A 21,305-nucleotide genomic window follows, 5' to 3' on the forward strand; every position below is an offset into this window, starting at 1 on the left:
TCAGTCGAGACCTAAGGTTCCACGCAGCAGGGAGAGATCTTCCGCCAGCGTGGTAATCGGGCCTTTCAGCGCGTTACGGTCAGCGGTGGTCAGTTTTTCGTACGACTCGAAGCCGTCTTTGGTGCGATATTTGCTGAGAATGCCGTCCACTTTCTTAAAGTTAGCATCCACTTTCGCCAGCAGCTGCGGGTTATTTTTCTGCAGCAGCGGACGCAGCAGATCGACAATTTTCTGCGCGCCATCGATATTGGCCTGGAAGTCAGACAGATCGGTGCGGCTGTAACGATCTTCTTCGCCGGAAATCTTGCTGGAAGCCACTTCTTCAATCAGACCTGCCGCGCCGCCGACCACTTTCGCTGGCGGGAACGCCAGCTCGCTGATGCGGGTTTGCAGATCCAGCACGTCCTGGTTCAGCTGAGTGGCAAACGCTTCGGCACCTTTGGTGGTGTTATCGGCGAAGAGGATTTTCTCCAGGCGATGGAAGCCGGTGAATTTCGGATCTTCGTTTTTCTTCTCGAAGTCATCTTCACGCGCATCGATGCTGCCATCCAGGTCGGAGAACAGTTCGGCAATCGGCTCGATACGCTCGTAATGCACGCGCGTTGGCGCGAACAGCGCTTTCGCTTTCTCGATGTCGCCGGCTTTCACCGCATCGGTAAACGCTTTAGTGCCGGTTACCAACGCTTTCACTTCATTCATCACATAGACTTTGTAGTCAGCGATGGGGCCAACCAGCTCCAGCAGGTCCGGTTTACCGGTCGCCGCTTTCTTCGCGTCACCGCTGACCACCAACTTCCCTTTCGGGTTGCTGAGCAGGCCGCAGGTCATGTCATATTCCCCCGCTTCCAGATTCGCGGTGAGTTTCTGGCTGAAGCCTGGCGCGATGTTTTCACGCTCTTCCACCACCATCACCCCTTTCAGAATCTCCCACTCCAGCGCTTTCTGGCTGTTATTTTTGATGATGAACTGGGTTTTACCGGCCTGCACATTGAGCGACATCGGCTCACATTGCTGGTCGGTCACCGTTACCGTGACTTGCGGGACGGCAGCAGCAGCGGCACCGGAAAGCGCCAGCATAGCAACCAACAGCGCCTTACGGCGGAAGCGAATCGTCATAGTGATATCCCTGTTACATGGAAGAACAGGCGCGTAATTGCGCCTGATTGAATTCAGCGTGTGGTGCGTGCCGCGTTGACCGAAGGACGCGCCGGGAAGAAAAACAGCAGCAGTGCCGGAATCAGGTAGATCAGCCACACCGCCACTTCGCTCACGCTTGGCGTCTCCTGATAACCCAAAATACCCTCCAGCAGCGTGCCGAATACCGAATGGGTTGAGAGCGTGTTGCTGAGATCAAACGCCACGTCCTGGAAATGATTCCATAAACCGGCTTCGTGGAAAGCGCGGATAGCGCCGGCGGCAAGTCCTGCGGCAACAAACAGAATGAACAGGCTGGTCCAGCGGAAGAAGTGCGCCAGGTTGAGGCGAATGCCGCCGTAGTAAAGCAGCATGCCCAGCACCACGGCGGTCGCCAGACCGAGTACCGCACCCACCGGCGGCGCATAGCCGACGTCTTGCGTAAAGGCGGCGAGCAGGAAGAACACTGACTCCAGCCCTTCACGTGCCACCGCCAGAAAGACCATCAGCACCAGCGGAAAGCCGCTGCCGCCCCGCTTCTGCAGCGCGGTATCCACCGATTTTTCCAGCGTGGCTTTGATATTGCGCGAGACTTTGCGCATCCAGAACACCATCGACGTAAGGATCACCACAGCAACCACGGCAACAATGCCTTCAAACAGCTCCTGCTGTTTCTGTGGGAACTCGCCGGTAGTTTCATTAATGAAGATGCCGAGTGCCAGGCACAGCGCGGCGGCAATAAATACCCCCGCCCACATCGCCGGGAACCATTGGGTGCGCTGGGTGCGTTTAAGATAGCTGGCAATCAGGCTGACGATGAGCGCTGCTTCCAGACCTTCGCGCAGCATGATGAGAAACGGAACGAACATCACCAACCTCTTGAATTTTAAGAAGGGTAAAACTTAGGTAAAAAAACGTAAAGTGCGAACGATATCGATTATCATTATCGAAGGGAGAAATACAAGTCACTGCGTGAAATTAATTTTGCTTTTGCGGTTTGCAGAGGGGGAATATTTGGGCTGGTCGCCATAAATGGCGACCCTACAACGAAACGATGCTGAATTCGTAGGGTGCGCATTTATGCGCACCTGGTCGCCATGAATGGCGACCCTACAGATTATTTGCTTTGATACTGCGCTTCTGCGGCGGCAAAGCGTTGCTGCGCGGCCTCAGAGGGACCACGACCCAGCAGGCTGAATACCACGATGGCGATACTGGCGAAGGCAAAGCCTGGAATGATTTCGTACAGCTCCGCGTAGCCATAATCTTTCCACAGCAGTACGGTCAGCGCACCAATCACCATGCCGGCCAGCGCACCGTTGCGCGTCATACGCTTCCAGCACACGCCGAACAGCACCACCGGACCAAAGGCCGCACCAAAACCCGCCCAGGCATAGCTTACCAGGCCGAGTACGCGGTTTTCCGGATTCGCCGCCAGTGCGATAGCGATCAACGCAATCACCAGCACCATCAAGCGCCCAATCCACACCAGCTCTTTCTGGCTGGCATTTTTACGCAGGAAGCCTTTATACAAATCTTCCGTTAACGCGCTGGAACACACCAGCAGCTGGCAGCTCAGGGTCGACATTACTGCCGCCAGAATCGCCGACAGCAAAATACCGGCAATCCACGGGTTGAACAGGATACGCGCCAGTTCGATAAACACACGTTCGCCGTTCTGGCTCACGCCCGCCGCCTGGTCGGGATGGTTCTGGAAGTAAGCGATACCAAAGAAACCGACCGCCACCGCACCGCCGAGGCACAGGATCATCCAGGTCATGCTGATACGGCGTGCGTTACGAATGGTATGGTGTGAATCCGCCGCCATAAAGCGCGCCAGAATATGCGGCTGGCCAAAGTAGCCCAGGCCCCAACCGAGCAGCGATATCACCGCAACAAAGTTCAAGCCTTTCAGCATGTCGAGATTTTCGAGGCTTTTGGCTTCGATCACTGCCAGTGAATGGTCCAACCCCCCTACCGCGATAATCACCATCACCGGCGTCAAAATCAGCGCGAAGATCATCAGGCTCGCCTGCACGGTATCGGTCCAGCTCACCGCGAGGAAACCGCCCACCAGCGTATACAGAATGGTGGCTGCAGCACCCACCCACAGCGCGGTCTGATAATCCATACCGAAGGTGCTTTCAAACAGACGCGCACCGGCCACTACGCCAGAAGCACAATAGATAGTGAAGAAGATCAGAATCACCACCGCCGAGATCACACGCAGCAGCTTGCTTTTATCTTCGAAGCGGCTGGAGAAGAAGTCAGGCAGGGTTAACGCGTTATCGTGATGTTCGGTCTGCACGCGCAGACGGCCAGCAACGATGCGCCAGTTCAGCCATGCACCAATAATCAGGCCGATGGCGATCCAGCTTTCAGAAATACCAGAAAGGAAGATGGCGCCCGGCAGGCCCATCAATAACCATCCGCTCATATCAGACGCACCGGCAGAGAGCGCGGTGACCACGCTGCCTAAACTGCGGCCGCCAAGAATGTAGTCGTCAAAACTCTTGGTCGCACGATAGGCAATGAATCCTATTAACACCATCCCAAGGATATACACTACAAAAGTCACCAACATCGGTGTGCTTACACTCATCAGTCTCTCCACTTATTATTTAATCCATCAAGAGAAATCTTTTAAAACCTGCGCCACCGGAACGGGGTAGCGACAAGGTTGAACCGCATCCAGAGAAAGCGATTTCCCTTAAGGCGCGGTATCCTGCCGCAAAGGTGCGGCGCGCACAATGCATTTAACACAGCTGTCACACCGGTTTCACCTCACTTCGCGTATCGCGTGCTGATAGGTTGCACTTGCTCACAGTTTGAGTTGCACCTTTAGGTAATCAAGAGCCGTCTTGTAGACGCCGGTTGCAACATTGGCGAGCTTCTTGCAGCAAGTTCCATGCCGCTTTTATCGTGTTAACAGATGGAGCGGTTTAAAACGTGCAGCCTGGGTCACATTTAACACGGTTGCACAAAGTTGCAACATGGGTGATATTGCTGCCACGCAAGCGTTGAACCACTATTTCGAGGACGAGGACATCATGGCAAGTACGACCATGGGGGTGAAGCTGGATGAGGCCACCCGCGACCGCATTAAACTGGCAGCACAGAAGCTTGACCGCACATCACACTGGCTGATTAAGCAGGCGATTTTTAACTATCTGGAGCAGCTGGAAGCCGGTGAATCCGTGCCAGAAATTCCGCAACTGCTGATCGATGCCGCCGGTGATGAAGGCGTGCCAGAAGAGGCGCTGCAGCCTTTCCTCGACTTCGCCGAACACATTTTACCGCAGTCGGTGAGCCGCTCGGCGATCACCGCCGCATGGCGTCGTCCGGAAACGGACGCAGTGCCGATGCTGCTGGAACAGGCGCGTCTCCCTGCCCCCCTGGCGGAGAAAACCCATCAGCTGGCTTATAGCCTTGCCGATAAGCTGCGGCATCAGAAAGGTGCAACCGGCCGCGCAGGCATGGTGCAAAGCCTGCTGCAGGAGTTCTCGCTCTCATCACAGGAAGGCGTGGCGCTGATGTGCCTGGCGGAAGCCCTGCTGCGCATCCCGGATAAGCCAACGCGTGACGCGCTGATCCGCGACAAAATCAGCAACGGTAACTGGCAGTCGCACCTCGGTCGCAGCCCGTCGATGTTTGTCAACGCGGCAACCTGGGGCCTGCTGTTCACCGGTCGTCTGGTGTCCACCCATAACGAAGCCAATCTGTCGCGCTCGCTTAACCGCATTATCGGCAAGAGCGGCGAGCCGCTGATCCGTAAAGGCGTGGATATGGCGATGCGCCTGATGGGCGAACAGTTTGTCACCGGCGAAACCATCGCTGAAGCGCTGGCCAATGCGCGCAAGCTGGAAGAGAAAGGTTTCCGCTACTCCTACGACATGCTGGGTGAAGCGGCGCTGACCGCTAGCGATGCCAAAGCCTATCTGGTGTCGTATCAGCAGGCGATTCACGCCATCGGCAAAGCCTCCAACGGGCGCGGCATTTATGAAGGTCCGGGCATCTCGATTAAGCTGTCGGCACTGCATCCGCGCTACAGCCGCGCGCAGTATGAGCGCGTGATGGACGAGCTCTATCCGATCCTTAAATCGTTAACCTTGCTGGCGCGCTCCTATGACATCGGTATCAACATCGATGCCGAAGAGGCGGATCGTCTGGAGCTGTCGCTCGATCTGCTGGAGAAGCTGTGCTTCGAGCCGGAACTGGAAGGCTGGAACGGCATTGGCTTTGTGATTCAGGCCTATCAGAAGCGCTGCCCGTTTGTGATTGACTCGCTGATCGACCTGGCCCAACGCAGCCGCCGCCGCCTGATGATCCGCCTGGTAAAAGGCGCCTATTGGGATAGCGAAATCAAACGCGCACAGATCGACGGCCTGGAAGGTTATCCGGTCTATACGCGCAAGGTTTACACCGATATCTCCTATCTGGCCTGTGCACGCAAACTGCTGGCGGTGCCAAACCTGATTTACCCGCAGTTTGCCACCCACAACGCGCATACGCTGGCGGCGATTTATCAGCTGGCGGGCAACAACTATTATCCTGGCCAGTATGAATTCCAGTGCCTGCACGGCATGGGTGAACCGCTGTATGAGCAGGTGGTGGGCAAAGTCGCTGACGGCAAACTTAATCGTCCGTGCCGTATCTACGCACCGGTCGGCACCCACGAAACGCTACTCGCCTATCTGGTGCGTCGTCTGCTGGAGAACGGTGCCAACACCTCATTCGTTAACCGCATCGCCGATAATACCTTGCCGCTGGATGAGCTGGTGGCCGATCCGGTTGCCGCCGTGGAGAAGATGGGCATTGCCGAAGGCGCTATCGGTTTACCGCATCCGAAAATTCCGCTGCCGCGCGACCTGTATGGCGCGAAGCGTGCCAACTCCGCCGGTCTCGATCTGGCCAACGAACATCGTCTGGCATCGCTGTCTAGCGCGCTGCTCAACAGCGCCAGCCAGCCGTGGATCGCGCAGCCGCTGGTCGAAGGTGAATTAGGTGCAGGCGTTAGCCGCCCGGTACTCAATCCTGCCGCGCCGGCGGATGTGGTGGGCAGCGTACGTGATGCGAGCGAAGCCGAGGTGTCTGACGCGCTGGATGCGGCAGTGAACGCCGGTCCAATCTGGTTCGCCACGCCACCGCAGGAGCGCGCCGCCATTCTCGAGCGTGCTGCCGAAGCGATGGAAGGCCAGATGCAGCAGCTAATTGGATTGCTGGTGCGTGAAGCCGGTAAAACCTACAACAACGCCATCGCCGAAGTGCGTGAAGCGGTCGATTTCCTCTACTACTACGCCGGCATGGTGCGCGATGATTTCGATAATGAAACCCATCGTCCGCTCGGCCCGGTGGTGTGCATCAGCCCGTGGAACTTCCCGCTGGCGATTTTCACCGGACAAATTGCTGCCGCGCTGGCGGCCGGCAACAGCGTGTTGGCGAAACCGGCCGAGCAGACGCCGTTAATTGCCGCGCAGGCGGTACAAATTATGCTGGATGCTGGCGTGCCAGCGGGTGTGCTGCAACTGCTGCCGGGCCAGGGCGAAACCGTCGGAGCACAACTGACCGGCGACGAGCGCGTGCGTGGCGTGATGTTTACCGGCTCAACCGCCGTCGCCACGCTGCTGCAACGCAATCTGGCCGGTCGTCTGGATCCGCAGGGTCGCCCAACGCCGCTGATCGCCGAAACCGGCGGCATGAACGCGATGATCGTCGATTCGTCGGCGCTGACCGAACAGGTGGTGGTGGATATCGTTGCCTCGGCGTTTGATAGCGCCGGTCAACGCTGCTCGGCGCTGCGTCTGCTGTGCGTGCAGGATGATGTGGCTGACCACACGCTGAAAATGCTGCGTGGCGCGATGGCCGAGTGCCGCATGGGTAATCCGGAACGTCTGTCGACCGACATTGGTCCGGTGATTGATGCCGAAGCGAAAGCCAATATCGAACGTCACATTCAGGCGCTGCGCAATAAAGGTTTCAACGTCTACCAGGCAGCGCAGGAGAATCCACAGGATAGCAAAGAGTGGAACAGCGGCACCTTTATCAAGCCAACCTTGATTGAGCTGGATAAGGTAAGCGATCTGGATAAAGAGGTGTTTGGCCCGGTGCTGCACGTGGTGCGTTTCTCGCGCAGCACGCTGCCGCAGCTGGTTGAGCAGATTAATGCCTCGGGTTACGGCCTGACGCTCGGCGTACATACGCGCATTGATGAAACCATCGCGCAGGTGACAGCGAACGCCAAAGTCGGCAACCTCTACGTCAACCGTAATATGGTCGGCGCGGTGGTCGGCGTGCAGCCGTTCGGCGGCGAAGGCTTGTCCGGTACCGGGCCGAAAGCCGGTGGTCCGCTCTATCTCTATCGCCTGTTGGCCAATCGTCCAGACGGTGCGCTGCGCATCACCTTTGATCGCCAGGATGCTGAGCGTCCGGTCGACAGCTCGGTGCGTGCGGAACTGATGCGCGCGCATCAGGCGCTGCAGCAGTGGGCAAAAGATAAACCTGAACTGCTGGCGCTGTGCCAGCGTTACGACGAGCTGGCGCAGGCCGGCACCGTGCGTCTGCTGCCGGGTCCAACCGGTGAACGCAATACCTTCACCCTGCTGCCGCGCGAACATGTGCTGTGCATGGCAGATAATGAAGAGGATGCGCTGGTCCAGCTGGCGGCAGTGACCAGCGTCGGCAGCCAGGCGCTATGGCAGGATGATGAACTGCATCGTGCGCTGCGCCAGTCGTTACCGGCGGAGGTGCAGGCGCACGTCAAGCTGGTGAAGGATGCGCTGGCGGCCGAGTTTGATGCGGTAATTTATCACGGTGATGCCGACCAACTGCGCAGCCTGTGCGAGCAGGTGGCAGCACGCGATGGCGCGATTGTCTCGGTGCAGGGCTTCGCGCGCGGTGAAACCAATCTGCTGCTGGAGCGTTTGTTGATTGAGCGTTCGCTGAGTGTCAATACCGCCGCAGCGGGCGGTAATGCGAGTTTGATGACTATCGGTTGATAGCGCAATAAATTGCGCCGCTTGTATCTTGAATGTGTTGCTGGTTAGCTACCAGCAACATGAAACGGAGGCAGCTTTTTGCGCCGCTTAAGACCCGATCTTGCTTCGTAGCTTTAAGCCCTCCGTTTCTCCTTTCACGCCAGCAACTACTCTGAACGGTAACCAGAAGCTCTGACTTCGTATGTACAAGGCTAGATGGCGTGATGGTTTAAGTGAAAGGGAGATATCCGATGTTCTGTCTTGGTATTGATGTCAGCAAAAACAAACTCGACCTCTGCCTGTTCCCCGGCAACGGCAAAAAGAAAACGAAATCCATCAAAAATCAGGTCGGCGTAGAACGTGACATCTGCGACTGGCTCCAGAAGCAGAAGTGCCCGCCAGAGCAGGTGATGGTGGTGATGGAAGCGACCAGCGTCTATCACGAAAACGTCGCTTACGGGCTGCACGGGAACACGCCCGTGACGGTCTGTATCGGCAATCCGCAACGGGTCAGGGAGTTTGCCCGCGGAATGGGTATCCTGACCAAAAATGACGCGGTCGACGCCTGGGTGCTGGCCCGTTACGGCGAGCTGAAACAGCCCGATGCCTGGGTTCCGCCGCCACCGGAAGTCCGCAAGCTGAAAGACCTGCTGCGTCTGCGTGACGCCATCGTTGAAGATGTGCAGCGCGCGACGAACAGGCTCGAGAAGGCGAACTCAACCCAGACGGCGGGCGAGGTGACCGACTCGCTTGAAAGAACAAAAAAATCGCATGAAAAGGAGCTGAAGCGAATAAACGCGCTGATTGACGACCACATGGATAAGAATGATGGTCTGAAAGATGATCTTAAGCTGCTGGAGTCGATAAAAGGTATCGGCGGCGTAGTGGGAACGACCATGCTGTCGGTGCTGCGTACGTGCCAGTTCCGCAATGCGGGTCAGGTAGCGGCGTGGCTGGGCGTGGTGCCGGTCGAGAAGACGTCAGGCAGTTCGGTGAGAGGGCTGGCCCGGATGTCGAAAACCGGTCCCGCCGACGTGAGAGCGAAGCTGTATATGGCCGCGATAGTAGCGGCAAGGTGGAATCGCCCCGTAAGAGCGCTGTATGAAAGGCTGATGGCGAAGGGCAAGCCAGCCAAAGTGGCGCTGGGAGCGGTGATGCGCAAACTGGTCCATCTCTGCTTCGGTGTGCTTAAAACACGAGAGCCGTGGAACGAAAACTACGTAGCTACCGCTTGACGTTCAAGACGGTAGCTACAGTATGTGCACGTTTTTGTAGCGGCGCGATTCATCACGCGAATTTCTAAGCCACAGACTTCTTCCGCTTCAAGCCAATCAGCGTTGGGAACACAAACAGCGACTGACCCAATCCACGATTAGTAACCTGCCATACCGCGACCGAACACAGCGAGCAGATCCCGACGATCGCCAGCGGATAGAAACATGCCCACAGAATCGAGAACCACGCCTGCTCAAACAGGTGATGACGCTGCGCAAACAGAATCGCTGACATGCCGAAGAACTCAATGAAGATGCGATGAATCACGTAGATTTGCAGCGTGTTGCGCCCTACCCAATTTAAGTAACTCATCTTGAAATGCGCGTTCAGCCAGCGACACGCGGCTACGCTGCCCAGCACCGCGAGAATGCACAGGAACAGACTCTTATCCAGGCCAAAGATAACGTGCAAACCGGAGAGCGCCGCCAATATGGCCCACGGCACAATGTTTTCGCGACGCCATTCGCTCAGGCGCAACATCATTGGGCTCCAGAAAGCGCCCAGCAGGAAGTACAGGAAATACTGCGCCACGCTTTGTGGTCCCCAGAACGGGATAATCTTCTCTACCGCCAGATAGTTGAGCGCAATCGCGACGACCAGCAAGGCCACCTTCTGCTGTTTAAAGATTTTCGCGCACAGGAAATAGAGCGCTAAACCATAGAGATACCACGAGGTGCTCATGGCGAGGAACGTAAGCTTAAGAAACTCCAGCAGCGAACCGGCGTACGCCGCATTCAGGTTCTGCGAAATACGCTGCCCGGTGATCTCCGTAGAGATGCCGACAATCGACCACCACTGAATAAAGCCCCACAGAATGTAGAGATAAAACAGATTGGTAATACGGCTGGTAAATACCTGTTTCCACGGGCGATGCAAAATTCCGTTGGTGGCGAGTAAGCCGGAAACAAAGAAAAATGCCGGCATACGTAGCGGCGATAAAACCGTATTAAACTGCACCCATATTTCTGCCGGGATCCACCCAGCCGTCAATAATTTTACCGTCCCTTCGAATCCCGGTAAGACGGTGTGATACAACACCACCAGTAATATGCACGCTCCTTTTAGAGTATTTATCCATGCAATATCTTCTTTTCTGGCGTTATTCATATGATGACTCCGCTGCTGTTGCTGTGTAGGTCTTAAAGGAGAAGGTTGAGGAAATAAGCGTTGATGCATTTATGATTATTCAACGATTATTAAACAGCGGGCGAAGGCATGATGTAGCGAAAGTCCTAAATGTTTTTTTGTGGTCCTGATATAACAATACTTTACAGATCCAGACAAAAATAGAATCATGAGCAGGCTAAGGAAATTTGCCTTAATTAGAGTCACTAAAAGGTTTTTAACTAAAATTAATGTGAATGGCATCACTCTGGCAAATTAAGAACAATCCACCCATTCGTATGCCAATATATATTCAAATTGCGGAGGGATAATTATTTAATGTGGCAAATGGATAAGCGGAAATAATAGCATTGTGGTAGAGGGTGCGCATTTAGCATATCTTATGTTGTAGGGTCGCCATTAATGGCGACCTGCTACCAATGCTATTAGGGCCAGCGAAGTGGCCCGGCAGGTTTATTATTGTAGCGGTGCGCTTTTCGTTTCCAGTGTAGATTTGCGCAGCAGGCGCGGATAAAGGAACAGCATGCGGCCCGGCCCACGGTTGAGCAGCGTCCACACCAGCAGTGAGATGCTGGTACAGAGCGCGACGCCGGTAATCGGCATCAACAGTGCCCAGGCCCAGCTAAAGGCGGCATTGCCAAACCAGCCGTAATGCAGCGCCAGCGCAATCGCACTCAGCCCCAGTAATTCAATAAAGATGCGATGCAGCACGTAGATTTGCAGCGTGTTACGCCCAATCCAGTTCAGCCACGCCATATTGAAGCGCTCATTGAGGAAGCGGCACACCACAATGCCAAACACGATGGTCAGCAAGCTGTAGAACGGATTTTTATAAATACCGCCGACGTGGTGCAGGATACCGATCAGCGCAATCGCGCCGAGCAGCAGCCAGTGCTGACGCTTCAGTTCGCTAATCTCAATCAATGCCTGACTAAAGAACACGCCAATCAGGAAGTAGAGGTAGTTCTGCGCCACGCTGGCAGGTCCCCAGCCGGGAATCAGGCTGAACTGCGCGGCGTAGGTAGCAACCACGCCTAACGCCAGCAGCGCCAGCTTCTGGCGGTGGAACAGCTTGGTGAACAGGAAGAAACCGGCCAGCGCGTAGAGGTACCACAGGCTGGTCATTGAGGTCATCAGCAGCTTAATGAACTCAAATGGCGTGTCGGCATAGGCGGCGTTTTTAGTGCTGGAAAGCCTCTCCCCCAAATGCGTGGAGATGTAATGAATACTCAGCCACTGAATCACGCCCCACAGCAGGTAGAGATAAACGATGTTGCTGAACTTCTTGGTGAACACCTCTTTCCAGCTTTTTTTGGTGATCGAGCTCGCCGCCAGCAAGCCCGAAACAAAGAAGAACGCGGGCATACGCAGCGGCGACAGGTAGGTATTAAATGCCACCCACCAGTGCGCAGGCAGCAGACCGGCGGTGAGATGATGCAGCGAAGGGGCGAAGGTGGTGATGATGGAGTGATGTAATACCACCATCAATATACAGCCCCCTTTGAGGGTATTGATCCAGAGGACCTCTTTCCTGGCAGTTGTCATTGCGATGTCCTAATTGCGCCATGAATTTGTAAAGAATTATTTATATTTACAAAGATGTCTCAATCGGGACTCTCTTAAAAAAGACCTGGCCTATTGCCTTAGGTTTTTTAAGAATAATGTTTCCATTAAATACATATAGTTATCGCAATGGGGTGAAATTACTTTCAGAAGATACTTAGAGGAGCAATGCGCGGGAAATTGAGACAAGCGTCGCCATTTTCTGACGACGCTTACGATTATTGGTTAAGAAACTTGTCGAGAAATTGCCGGGTACGGGCCTGCTGCGGATTGCTGAACAGCGCCTGCGCCGCGCCCTGCTCCACGATGCGTCCCTGATCCATAAAAATGGCGCGATCGGCGACGTCACGCGCAAAGCTCATCTCATGGGTAACGATCACCATGGTGCGTTTCTCCTGCGCCAGCGCGCGGATGGTGTTGAGTACTTCGCCCACCAGCTCAGGATCGAGCGCCGAGGTCGGTTCATCGAACAGGATCACCTCGGGACGCATCGCCAGCGCGCGCGCAATCGCTACGCGCTGCTGCTGTCCGCCGGAGAGACGACGCGGGAAACTCTGCTCCTTGCCGTGCAAACCGACCTTTTCCAGCAAACTGCGCGCACGTGCGATGGCTTCCGCCTTCGGCTCGCCCTTGACGATCACCGGCCCTTCAATAATGTTCTCCAGTACCGAACGGTGCGGGAACAGATTGAAGTTCTGGAAGACAAATCCCACCTGCTGACGCAACTGACGCACCAGCTGCTTCTGCTTATTGAGGCCGAGCGCCGCATCGATAGCGATATCACCCACTTTGATGCGCCCACTTTCCGGCACTTCCAGCAGATTAATACTGCGCAGCAGCGTGGTTTTACCGGAACCGCTCGGCCCAATAATCGCCACCACTTCGCCAGGTGCCACGTCGAGGTCGATGCCGTGCAGCACTGTCTGGCCGTTAAACTGTTTCACCAGCTGACGGACTTCAATTGCACTCATTTGCCCTCCTGATCCTGACGATTTACATGCGCTTCAAGCCGGTTTTGCAACGCCGACAGCACGGTGGCCATCACCCAGTAGATCAGCGATGCCGCCAGATACATGGTGAACACTTCCAGCGTACGTGAGGTGATTAACTGCGCCTGACGGAACAGCTCCGGCACCTGAATGGTGGCGGCCAGCGAGGTATCTTTCACCAGGCTGATAAAGCTGTTGCCCAGCGGCGGCAGCGCGGTGCGCGCGGCCTGTGGCAGGATCACGCGACGCAGCGTTTGCCACGGCGTCATGCCGATGCTGGCAGCGGCTTCCCACTGTCCACGCTCAATGGCGGCAATCGCGCCACGCAGTGATTCAGAGGCATAGGCGGCGGTATTCAGCGACAGACCAATCATCGCCGACGGAATCGGATCCAGCTCAATGCCGAACTGCGGCAGACCGTAATAGATCATAAACAGCTGGGCGATCAGCGGCGTACCGCGAAATATCGACACGTAGATACGCGCCAGCCAGTTAATCGGCCAGAAGTGCGACAGGCGCATCAGCGCCAGCACGAAGCCGAGTATCAGGCCGAAGAACATGCCGCCGATACTCAGCTGCAGCGTGAACAGCGCGCCTTTGAGTAAAAATGGTGCTGAATCCAGCACCAGTTGTAAGCTTTCCTGCATTATTTAGTGACGTCCGCGCCGAACCATTTTTCAGACAGTTTGCTCAGGGAGCCATCTTTCTGCATATCGGCGATGGCCGCGTCGATGGCTTTCAGCAAGGTGTCGTTGCCTTTACGCAGCGCCACGCCGGATTCCAAACGGGAGAATGCCGGGCCCGCTACCGCCATGGTATCGCCGGTTTTCTTCACCAGATCCAGCGCCGCTAAGCGATCCACCAGAATGGCATCAATACGTTTAGAACGCAGATCCTGATATTTGGTTGGGTCGTCATCATAGGTGCGGATATCCACGCCTTTAACGTTGTCACGCAGCCACTGCTCGTAGTTGGAACCGAGGCCGACGCCGACTTTCTTGCCTGACAGATCCTCCGGCTTGGTGATGCCCGCCGCGTTTTGCTTCAGCGTCAGCGCCTGCACGCCAGAAATGGTGTACGGCGTGGAGAAGTCATACTTCTTCTGACGTTCAGCGGAGATGGTCACCTGATTGATCACCACATCGATACGCTTAGAGTCCAGCGACGCCAGCATGCCGTCCCATTTGGTCGGACGCAGATCGGCTTTCACGCCGAGGTGCTTTGCCAGCTCCTGTGCGAACTCAACTTCAAAGCCGGTCAGCTGGCCTTTTTCATCCTGGAAGCTGAACGGCGGATAGGTGCCTTCCAGCCCGACGCGCAGCTCACCTTTGCTCTTTACCTGCGCCAGCAGATCGTCTGCGGCGAAAGATTTCACGTTGACGCCCGCGACCAGCGCGACCGCCATCATTCCCATCACCATCTGGCGACGAATCGGAGAGAAAGTCATGTTTACCCCATTTATTGTGATGTGTTGTGTGCTTATTTTGCTGCGCATAGATGCGCGCCTTACGACTACCATGATTCAATCACCGCACATTCCGTAGCGGCGCGATTTATCGCGCAATAAATTGCGCCGCTACGATACGAGGATGCTGTGATATTGCCACTCATGGCGGCCGTTTGTTAATAACCGCCGGATTATAAACCGTTTTTAAAATCTTTCTCAGACCGAAGGGTGATAAGCAAATAACGCAGGCGATCCGCCGGTATGCACAAACAGCAGCGGCCCTTCGCGACGGAAGCGGTTTTGCGCAATACCATCTATTAATCCCGCCATCGCTTTGCCGGTGTACACCGGATCGAGCATGATGCCCTCCAGACGCGCCAGCAGCTTCACCGCCGCCATTCCTTCATCGTTAGGCTCGCCATAGCGCGGCGCGAAGTAGTCATCCCACAAGGTAATCGGCGCTTTAGCCTGCACTTCCAGCTGTTCAGCCAGCGCGCTGCGGATGCGCTCAACCACCGGCAGCTGCGCGGCGACTTTACGTGAAACGGTAACGCCCACCAGCTCGGTTTCCGGCAGCAGCTGCTCCAGACCAATCGCCAGGCCAGCGTGCGTGCCCGCGCTGCCGGACGCCACCACCACCGCGGCGAAATCTACTACGCCTTCGCTCTGATGGGCGATCTCCTGCGCGCACTCGACGTAGCCAAGCGCACCCAGCGCATTAGAGCCGCCGACCGGCACAATATAGGGGCGGAACCCTTGCGCTTCGAGCTGTTCGGCCTGAGCGGCCAGTTGTTCGGTGGGATTGTGCAGCGCATCGACCATGACGATTTCCACGTCCATCAGATCGAGCAGCAGGCGGTTGCCGTTGCTGAGGTAGTTTTCAGAGGTGGTGCCAATCGGGTTTTCCAGCAGTGCCACGCACTTCAGGCCGAGACGCGCCGCCACCGCTGCGGTTTGCCGCACATGGTTGGATTGGATCGCGCCCGCCGTCAGCAGCACATCCGCGCCTTCGCGCAGCGCATCGGCCGCCAGGAATTCGAGTTTACGCAGCTTGTTACCGCCCAGCGCTACCGGCGTGAAGTCATCGCGCTTAATAAAGATATCGCGACCCAGATAATCAGAAAGCCGGGGCAAATGCTCAAGCGGCGTGGGTGCACCGAGTAATTCAAGACGGGGGAACTGGTGCAGAAGATGTAAGGACAATGCAGCCTCCATTCGGGCAATGTGCAGTTATCCATACAGTGTTGCAGAAGATGAGAAAAGTCGCACCCGGAATTCAACGTGTGCTGCCCTTGTTGCTGTCATGCTCGACAACAACAAGGGTGGGATCACCCTCAGCCCTGCTGCCAGCCTAAAAACTGGTCATATTTACGCAGTGCAATGCGGTAGTTATTGTTACCCGCATCGGGCAAATCGTTCTCCAGACACTCATGCCAGCTGTTTCCGCGCAAACGATCTGCCGGGAAGTTTTTCGCCTTCAGCATGTCATCAAGCCGACGCAAACGCACCACATACTCACGTATGGTACTGTGGCTCATCTCGGTCTGCTCAAACAGGTATTGCTTAAACGCCATAATGTCGAAGTAATTCGGATGGGTATTACAAAAAATATCGCTGCAGAAACGACACAACGCGGTCAATTCTGGCTGGAGTTTCATCCACACCTGATCGTCAATCATTTGGTCCATGCGTGCGATGGCCTCTTTATTGATGATCTGGCCGCGAAAGACTAACGCCATACGATCTAAAACTTTGCCACAGTGTGAACAATTGCTTTGGCTGTGCTTATAGTCTTTAAGATAGCGACTTAAAGGTCTGGCTTTAACTTTGGCTCCCATTGCTGAGTCCCCGGTTTTATTGTTTTTTTCGATCGCCAGGAACTGAGTCTGTTAGCGCGCCCCCGATAATCGGGCACGCAGGCGTTTGATCGCCTGACTGTGCAGTTGACTGACGCGGGATTCCCCCACTTCCAGCACCGCGCCAATCTCCTTCAGGTTCAGTTCTTCCTGGTAGTACAGTGTGAGCACGAGTTTTTCACGTTCAGGCAACGCCTCAATCGCTTCAATCACGCGGTCACGTAGGTTTCCTTCCAATAACTGATGAAGCGGGTTGGCTTCCTCGTGCCCCTCCGTCACCAGCTCCGCACTGTCGCCGTGTTCTTCCCGATACTCGTCGTAAGAGAAGAGTTGGCTGTTGTTGGTATCGAGCAGAATCTGCCGATACTCCTCCAGCGAAACATTCAGTCGCTCAGCCACTTCCTGCTCAGTAGCCGAGCGCCCCAACGCTTGTTCTACCTGATGCATGGCCCCAGCGACTTCGCGCGCATTTCTGCGCACGCTGCGTGGCGCCCAGTCGCGACTGCGCAGCTCATCCAGCATTGCGCCCCGGATACGCTGCACGGCGTAGGTGGTAAAGGCGGTGCCCTGCAGCGCATCGTAGCGCTCCACGGCATTTAATAAGCCAATGCCACCGGCCTGCAGCAGATCGTCAAGCTCAACGCTGGCTGGCAAACGTACCTGCAAGCGCAGCGCTTCATGCCGCACCAGAGGAACGTAGCGCTGCCAGAGCGAATGTTTATCCATCACGCCATCGGCGGTATAGAGATCGTTCACGTTGACTACCCTGCGTTAATAAAGTTATCGGCATGATTATCCAATTCTGTAGGGGTTTTGATTGGCAGAATAGGCGGGCAAAAGCGAGGTTATTTCAAATTTGTTATGGATGGCGGTGGATCGCACCGCCGTCCGCGCAGCGACTAGCGCAAGTTACGCAGGCGCTCCCGCGTGCCAGGCGGCACCGCATCCCATAATGCGCAAACTTTGCCCTCAAGTGCCTGATAAAAAGGCGTAATCAACGCTTCAGTTTCCAGCGCCGGATTAAACAGCACCTGACCGGTTTCGGCGTTGATGCTTATCATTTTGTTGATAAACAGCCGCTGCAGATCGCTGCGCAGGAACAAACCGTTATCGGCGCTGTTATCGGCCAGAAACCCCTCTTCATTCTCCTGCGTGTCGATGTAACAGGCTTCCACCCACGGCCAGCTGTGCCGCTCGGTTAGCTGCGTACCGGTAATGATGCAGGCGCCATAGCGCGCTTTCACCGCCGAGGTGAACTCCGCCTGGCTGGTGCGCTGCAACACTTTGGCTTTCACCCGTCGCCCCACTTCGGTGCCGGGCATCACGCCGCTCGGCACTTTATATTGCGGCGTGCTCAGTACCACGAGGAATTGGATCTTGCGCGACAGCGGGAAGCAGGGATGTGCCTGCGCATCAAACAGCTGCCAATACTCCTCCTCTTCGGTTTGACGCATCAACACCAGCTTGTAGCCGCGACTGTTCAACAGATTCTGCGCCGCCGCCGAATTGGGATCGAGCATGGCAAACACCTGGGTTTCCCCCACCACTTTCCAGCGCCCTTCTTTGCGCGCTGCATCGTCACGACGGAAATAGAGAAACGCCTGCTGATTTTTCAAATAGTGTTCAAAGCGGCGCAGATAGTTTTTGCGCTCGTTATCGTCCGAGACAAACAGCAGATCCTCAATCGGACTGTTGATCTCCTCTTGCGCAAACAACGCGCGGATCACCAAATTGCGAAAGCTGGTCGACGGGCTCAGCAACCCGCGGGCGGTAAGCTCTTTCTCGTCAGGATGCTGCTGCGTGTAGCGCAGGGCAATCTCTTCGAAGGTCAGTAGCTCACCCGGTAACAAGTCATAATTGAAGCGCATAGACACCCCAGAAACGGAAAAATGTGGTTCAAAAAATGGGAATGATTCTGAAGGGAGTTATCGGCAATTGGCGGGCGGACTGTAACAGGTTGGTTACTTTTCTCAGGATGTAGGGTATGCGCTAAAATCGTCCTTTGCCCCACACATCAATTTGCTTTAGGTCAGCAGGATTAACGGACAAAAAAGCCCCGGCGGAAAACCGGGGCGCACCATTACGCTGCTTTTAACCGCTGCAGGCGCTTCTCACGGCGAATCTTACGCTCTTCAAACACTGCCACCAGCGCCATCAGGGCGATACAGCCGATCGCTGCCGCATCCAGCGCCGCAAAAGTCCCGGCCCATCCGGTTAAGCCAAAGATTGGCGTGCCGTCGGCGATCATCCCCAAGCCTAACTTCGCGAAGCTGTCACCGATCAGGTAAGCAAAGGTGCCTTTAATACCATCGGCGGCACCGATGGCTTTTTTCGGTACAAAGCCGACGGCAGCGACACCAATAAGCAGTTGCGGACCAAACACCAGGAAGCCCAATGCAAACAGCGAGGCCAGATAAACGTATTGATTGCTGGCATGTTGATAGACACCGAGCGTGGCAATAATCAACGCCAACGCCACACATGCCACCAGCGCACGACGACCATTCGCCAGATCCGATAACCAGCCCCACAGCAGCGTGCCGACTAACGCGCCGACTTCAAACAGCGTGAAGCCCTGAATCGCCACCTCTTTCGACAGTTTTAACTCCTGATAGGCATATACCGTCGACCACTGATCGATACCAATACGCACCACATACAGGAAGATGTTGGCGAAACACAGCAGCCAAATCACTTTGTTTTTCAGCACGTACTCGACAAAGATCTGCCACTTGGTCATCGCCTGATCTTCAGTTTCTTTGTCCTCCTCGCTGATCTCTTCACCAAACAGCTCTTCGGCTTTGCCCAAACCGTAAGATTCAGGTGAATCGCTGCCGTAGCGCAGACCGATAAAGCCGACGACCAGGGCGATCAGTGACGGAAACACAAACATGCCGACCACATGCCCATCGAACAGGTAATTGGCACCAAACAGCGCCACACCGGCTGCACCCGCGCCGCCGAGGTTATGCGAAATATTCCACATGCCCAGATAGCTGCCGCGTTTGCGGCGCGGCGTCCATTTGGTGATGGTGGAGTAGCTACAGGAGCCGCCGGTACTTTGGAAGAAGCCGCTCAGCGCATAAAACGCAATCATCAGGAACAAACTCACCGAACCCGCGCCCATGCTGGCACTGAAGCCCAGCATACAGATTGCCGAGAGAATCAGCATAAACGGCAGGAACTGCTTGGTATTTTTGCCATCGGCGTAGTAGGAAACCAGAGTTTTCCCGACGCCGTAGGTGATGGAGAAGCCGAGCCCAATCATCCCCAACTGCGTCATGCTCAGTCCGTAGGTGGTGATCATGTCGTTCTGCGCAATGTTGAAGTTTTTGCGGATCAGATACATGGTCAGGTAGCCAATAAAGACCACCAGATAGGACTGCATAAAGGGTTTGAACCACATCTTGCGTCGCTCTTCGAGCGACAGATTCAGGGTCGGCTTGCGCACCTGATTTAAGAAAGCCAGCATGGAGTGCTCCTGATTAATGACCTGCGTGATGGCAGGCATTGTAAAAATCAGCAGCGGTTTCGGCCTGAGACAACTGCCCGGCGCAACCGGGAAAATTTCTTAGTTTTGGCGAGGTAAAGGCAAAAAGCGGGGATGCATCACACTTCCTCGCGCTGGCGCGGCGTTTGCGCATGCAGGAATGGCAACAGCAGCAGGGCCGAAATCCCCGCCGCACAGGCGATGACCGCGAAAAAGCCGCTCCAGTGCCAAACATCGATCACCCGTGCCAGCGGCCAGCCGGAGAGCGACGCGCCCAGATAGGCAAACAGGCCAACAAATCCGGTCGCCGCGCCTGCCGCATCTTTGTGCGAACACTCCGCCGCCGCCATACCGATCAACATTTGGGGGCCGAAGACAAAAAAGCCGATGGTAAAGAAACACGCTGCCTGCATCACATAGCTGGCAAACGGCATCAGCCACAGCGATCCCACTGACAGCAAAATACCGGCGGCAAAGATCAGGTTCATCGGTCCGCGATTGCCGTTGAACAATTTATCCGAGCCCCATCCCGCCACTAACGCACCGCCGAAGCCGCCGAGTTCAAACATGGTGACCGCCGAATTGGCCGTCACCAGATTCACGCCCAGCGTCTCGGACATGTAGAGATTGCCCCAGTCATTGATGGCGGCACGCACCACATAAACCAGCACATAACATAGCGATAGCAGCCAGATGTAAGGGTTGAGCAGCACATATTTAGTGAGGATCTCTTTATGACTCAGCCCCGCGCCCTCTTGCTGCTGGGCGATCTCCAGTGCATCGTGGCGCCAGTCACCTACCGGCGGTAAACCTACGGTTTGCGGGCGATCGCGCAGGCGCCAGCAGAGAAAAATACCGGCGACGATCGCCAGTCCGCCCGCAATCATCATGCCGGCACGCCAGCCATAGTGCAGCGCGGCGCCACCGACGATCATCGGGATAAGCGCACCGCCGACGTTCTGTGCCGTATTCCACAGCGCCCACCAGCCGCCGCGTTCGGTGCGAGAAAACCAGCTGGTCAGCAGACGTGCACACACCGGCGATCCCCATCCCTGGAAAAACGCATTCAGCACCCATAGCAGCGCGAACGCCCACAGCGAAGTGGAGAAGCCAAACAGGATGTTGACCACGCCCGTCGCCATCAGCCCAATGCCCATGAAATAGCGCGCATTGGAGCGGTCGCTGACGATGCCAGAGAAAAACTTCGACAGGCCGTAAGTGATGTAAAACAGCGTCGCCAGCAGGCCGATGTCTGTGCGCGTCATCACGCCCGCCGCCAGAATTTCCGGCGAGGCGGCGTTGAAGCTTTTACGGGTGAAATAGAACAGCGCATAGCCGAGCCAGATTGTGATCATGATATGACGCCGCCAGTAGCGATAGCGCGCATCAATGGTCGCGTTATCCTCGATCGGCTGCGCGCTGGCTGGGGCGTTGAGAAATCTGAACATCATT

General features: G+C 55.8%; 16 protein-coding genes. 2 read left to right on the top strand and 14 right to left on the bottom strand.

The genetic code is table 11. The features are described 5' to 3' along the window. The 3 genes from efeO to putP all read right to left on the bottom strand — a co-directional run bounded on the left by efeO (position 1) and on the right by putP (position 3,736). Positions 1-1,116, bottom strand: coding sequence for an iron uptake system protein EfeO (gene efeO, locus WH298_RS01470; RefSeq protein WP_007893715.1), 1,116 nt, complete (start codon positions 1,114-1,116; stop codon positions 1-3). 53 nt (positions 1,117-1,169) lie between these two features. Continuing rightward, positions 1,170-2,003, bottom strand: a complete 834-nt coding sequence (gene efeU, locus WH298_RS01475; RefSeq protein ID WP_180822032.1) for an iron uptake transporter permease EfeU — start codon at positions 2,001-2,003, stop codon at positions 1,170-1,172. A 248-nt stretch (positions 2,004-2,251) separates the two neighbouring features. Beyond that, positions 2,252-3,736: a sodium/proline symporter PutP gene (putP, locus tag WH298_RS01480; RefSeq protein WP_007893718.1), complete on the bottom strand. Its 1,485-nt coding sequence runs from the start codon at positions 3,734-3,736 to the stop codon at positions 2,252-2,254. A 448-nt stretch (positions 3,737-4,184) separates the two neighbouring features. Between putP and putA the strand changes: the two genes are divergently transcribed. Next, complete coding sequence (gene putA / locus WH298_RS01485) at positions 4,185-8,129, top strand: trifunctional transcriptional regulator/proline dehydrogenase/L-glutamate gamma-semialdehyde dehydrogenase (RefSeq protein WP_180823674.1); 3,945 nt, start codon at positions 4,185-4,187, stop codon at positions 8,127-8,129. A 230-nt stretch (positions 8,130-8,359) separates the two neighbouring features. Next, positions 8,360-9,343 carry an IS110 family RNA-guided transposase gene (locus tag WH298_RS01490; RefSeq protein WP_180822033.1) on the top strand — a complete coding sequence of 328 codons (984 nt, stop codon included), beginning with the start codon at positions 8,360-8,362 and terminating at the stop codon, positions 9,341-9,343. Positions 9,344-9,407: 64 nt separating this feature from the next. Here WH298_RS01490 and WH298_RS01495 read toward each other — a convergent pair whose 3' ends face one another. The 11 genes from WH298_RS01495 to uhpC form a co-directional block, all read right to left on the bottom strand. After that, positions 9,408-10,490 (bottom strand): acyltransferase family protein, encoded by a 1,083-nt coding sequence (locus WH298_RS01495; RefSeq protein ID WP_007891934.1) that lies wholly within the window; start codon positions 10,488-10,490, stop codon positions 9,408-9,410. 474 nt (positions 10,491-10,964) lie between these two features. Further along, positions 10,965-12,053: an acyltransferase family protein gene (locus WH298_RS01500; protein ID WP_007891357.1), complete on the bottom strand. Its 1,089-nt coding sequence runs from the start codon at positions 12,051-12,053 to the stop codon at positions 10,965-10,967. A 236-nt stretch (positions 12,054-12,289) separates the two neighbouring features. Continuing rightward, positions 12,290-13,042 carry an L-cystine ABC transporter ATP-binding protein TcyN gene (gene tcyN, locus WH298_RS01505; RefSeq protein ID WP_180822034.1) on the bottom strand — a complete coding sequence of 251 codons (753 nt, stop codon included), beginning with the start codon at positions 13,040-13,042 and terminating at the stop codon, positions 12,290-12,292. After that, entirely contained in the window at positions 13,039-13,707 is a 669-nt protein-coding gene (gene tcyL, locus WH298_RS01510) for a cystine ABC transporter permease (RefSeq protein WP_007891363.1), read from the bottom strand. The genes tcyN and tcyL overlap by 4 nt, the downstream gene beginning before the upstream one ends. After that, positions 13,707-14,507 carry a cystine ABC transporter substrate-binding protein gene (gene tcyJ / locus WH298_RS01515; protein WP_036621803.1) on the bottom strand — a complete coding sequence of 267 codons (801 nt, stop codon included), beginning with the start codon at positions 14,505-14,507 and terminating at the stop codon, positions 13,707-13,709. Before tcyJ ends, tcyL begins: the two co-directional genes overlap by 1 nt. A gap of 216 nt (positions 14,508-14,723) precedes the next feature. Further along, positions 14,724-15,710, bottom strand: a complete 987-nt coding sequence (locus WH298_RS01520; RefSeq protein ID WP_180822035.1) for a D-cysteine desulfhydrase — start codon at positions 15,708-15,710, stop codon at positions 14,724-14,726. A gap of 131 nt (positions 15,711-15,841) precedes the next feature. Then, a complete protein-coding gene (gene fliZ / locus WH298_RS01525) occupies positions 15,842-16,345 on the bottom strand; it encodes a flagella biosynthesis regulatory protein FliZ (RefSeq protein ID WP_007891377.1) in 504 nt (167 codons plus the stop codon). Positions 16,346-16,396: 51 nt separating this feature from the next. Next, positions 16,397-17,119 (bottom strand): RNA polymerase sigma factor FliA, encoded by a 723-nt coding sequence (locus WH298_RS01530; protein ID WP_007891379.1) that lies wholly within the window; start codon positions 17,117-17,119, stop codon positions 16,397-16,399. A gap of 143 nt (positions 17,120-17,262) precedes the next feature. Further along, complete coding sequence (locus WH298_RS01535; protein WP_007891381.1) at positions 17,263-18,231, bottom strand: HNH endonuclease signature motif containing protein; 969 nt, start codon at positions 18,229-18,231, stop codon at positions 17,263-17,265. Positions 18,232-18,443: 212 nt separating this feature from the next. After that, entirely contained in the window at positions 18,444-19,835 is a 1,392-nt protein-coding gene (gene uhpT / locus WH298_RS01540) for a hexose-6-phosphate:phosphate antiporter (RefSeq protein ID WP_049852580.1), read from the bottom strand. Positions 19,836-19,972: 137 nt separating this feature from the next. Further along, positions 19,973-21,301, bottom strand: a complete 1,329-nt coding sequence (uhpC, locus tag WH298_RS01545) for an MFS transporter (protein ID WP_180823675.1) — start codon at positions 21,299-21,301, stop codon at positions 19,973-19,975. Positions 21,302-21,305: the final 4 nt, after the last annotated feature.

It is taken from the genome of Pantoea nemavictus, from assembly GCF_037479095.1.
GTDB classification, from domain to species: Bacteria; Pseudomonadota; Gammaproteobacteria; order Enterobacterales; family Enterobacteriaceae; genus Pantoea; species Pantoea nemavictus.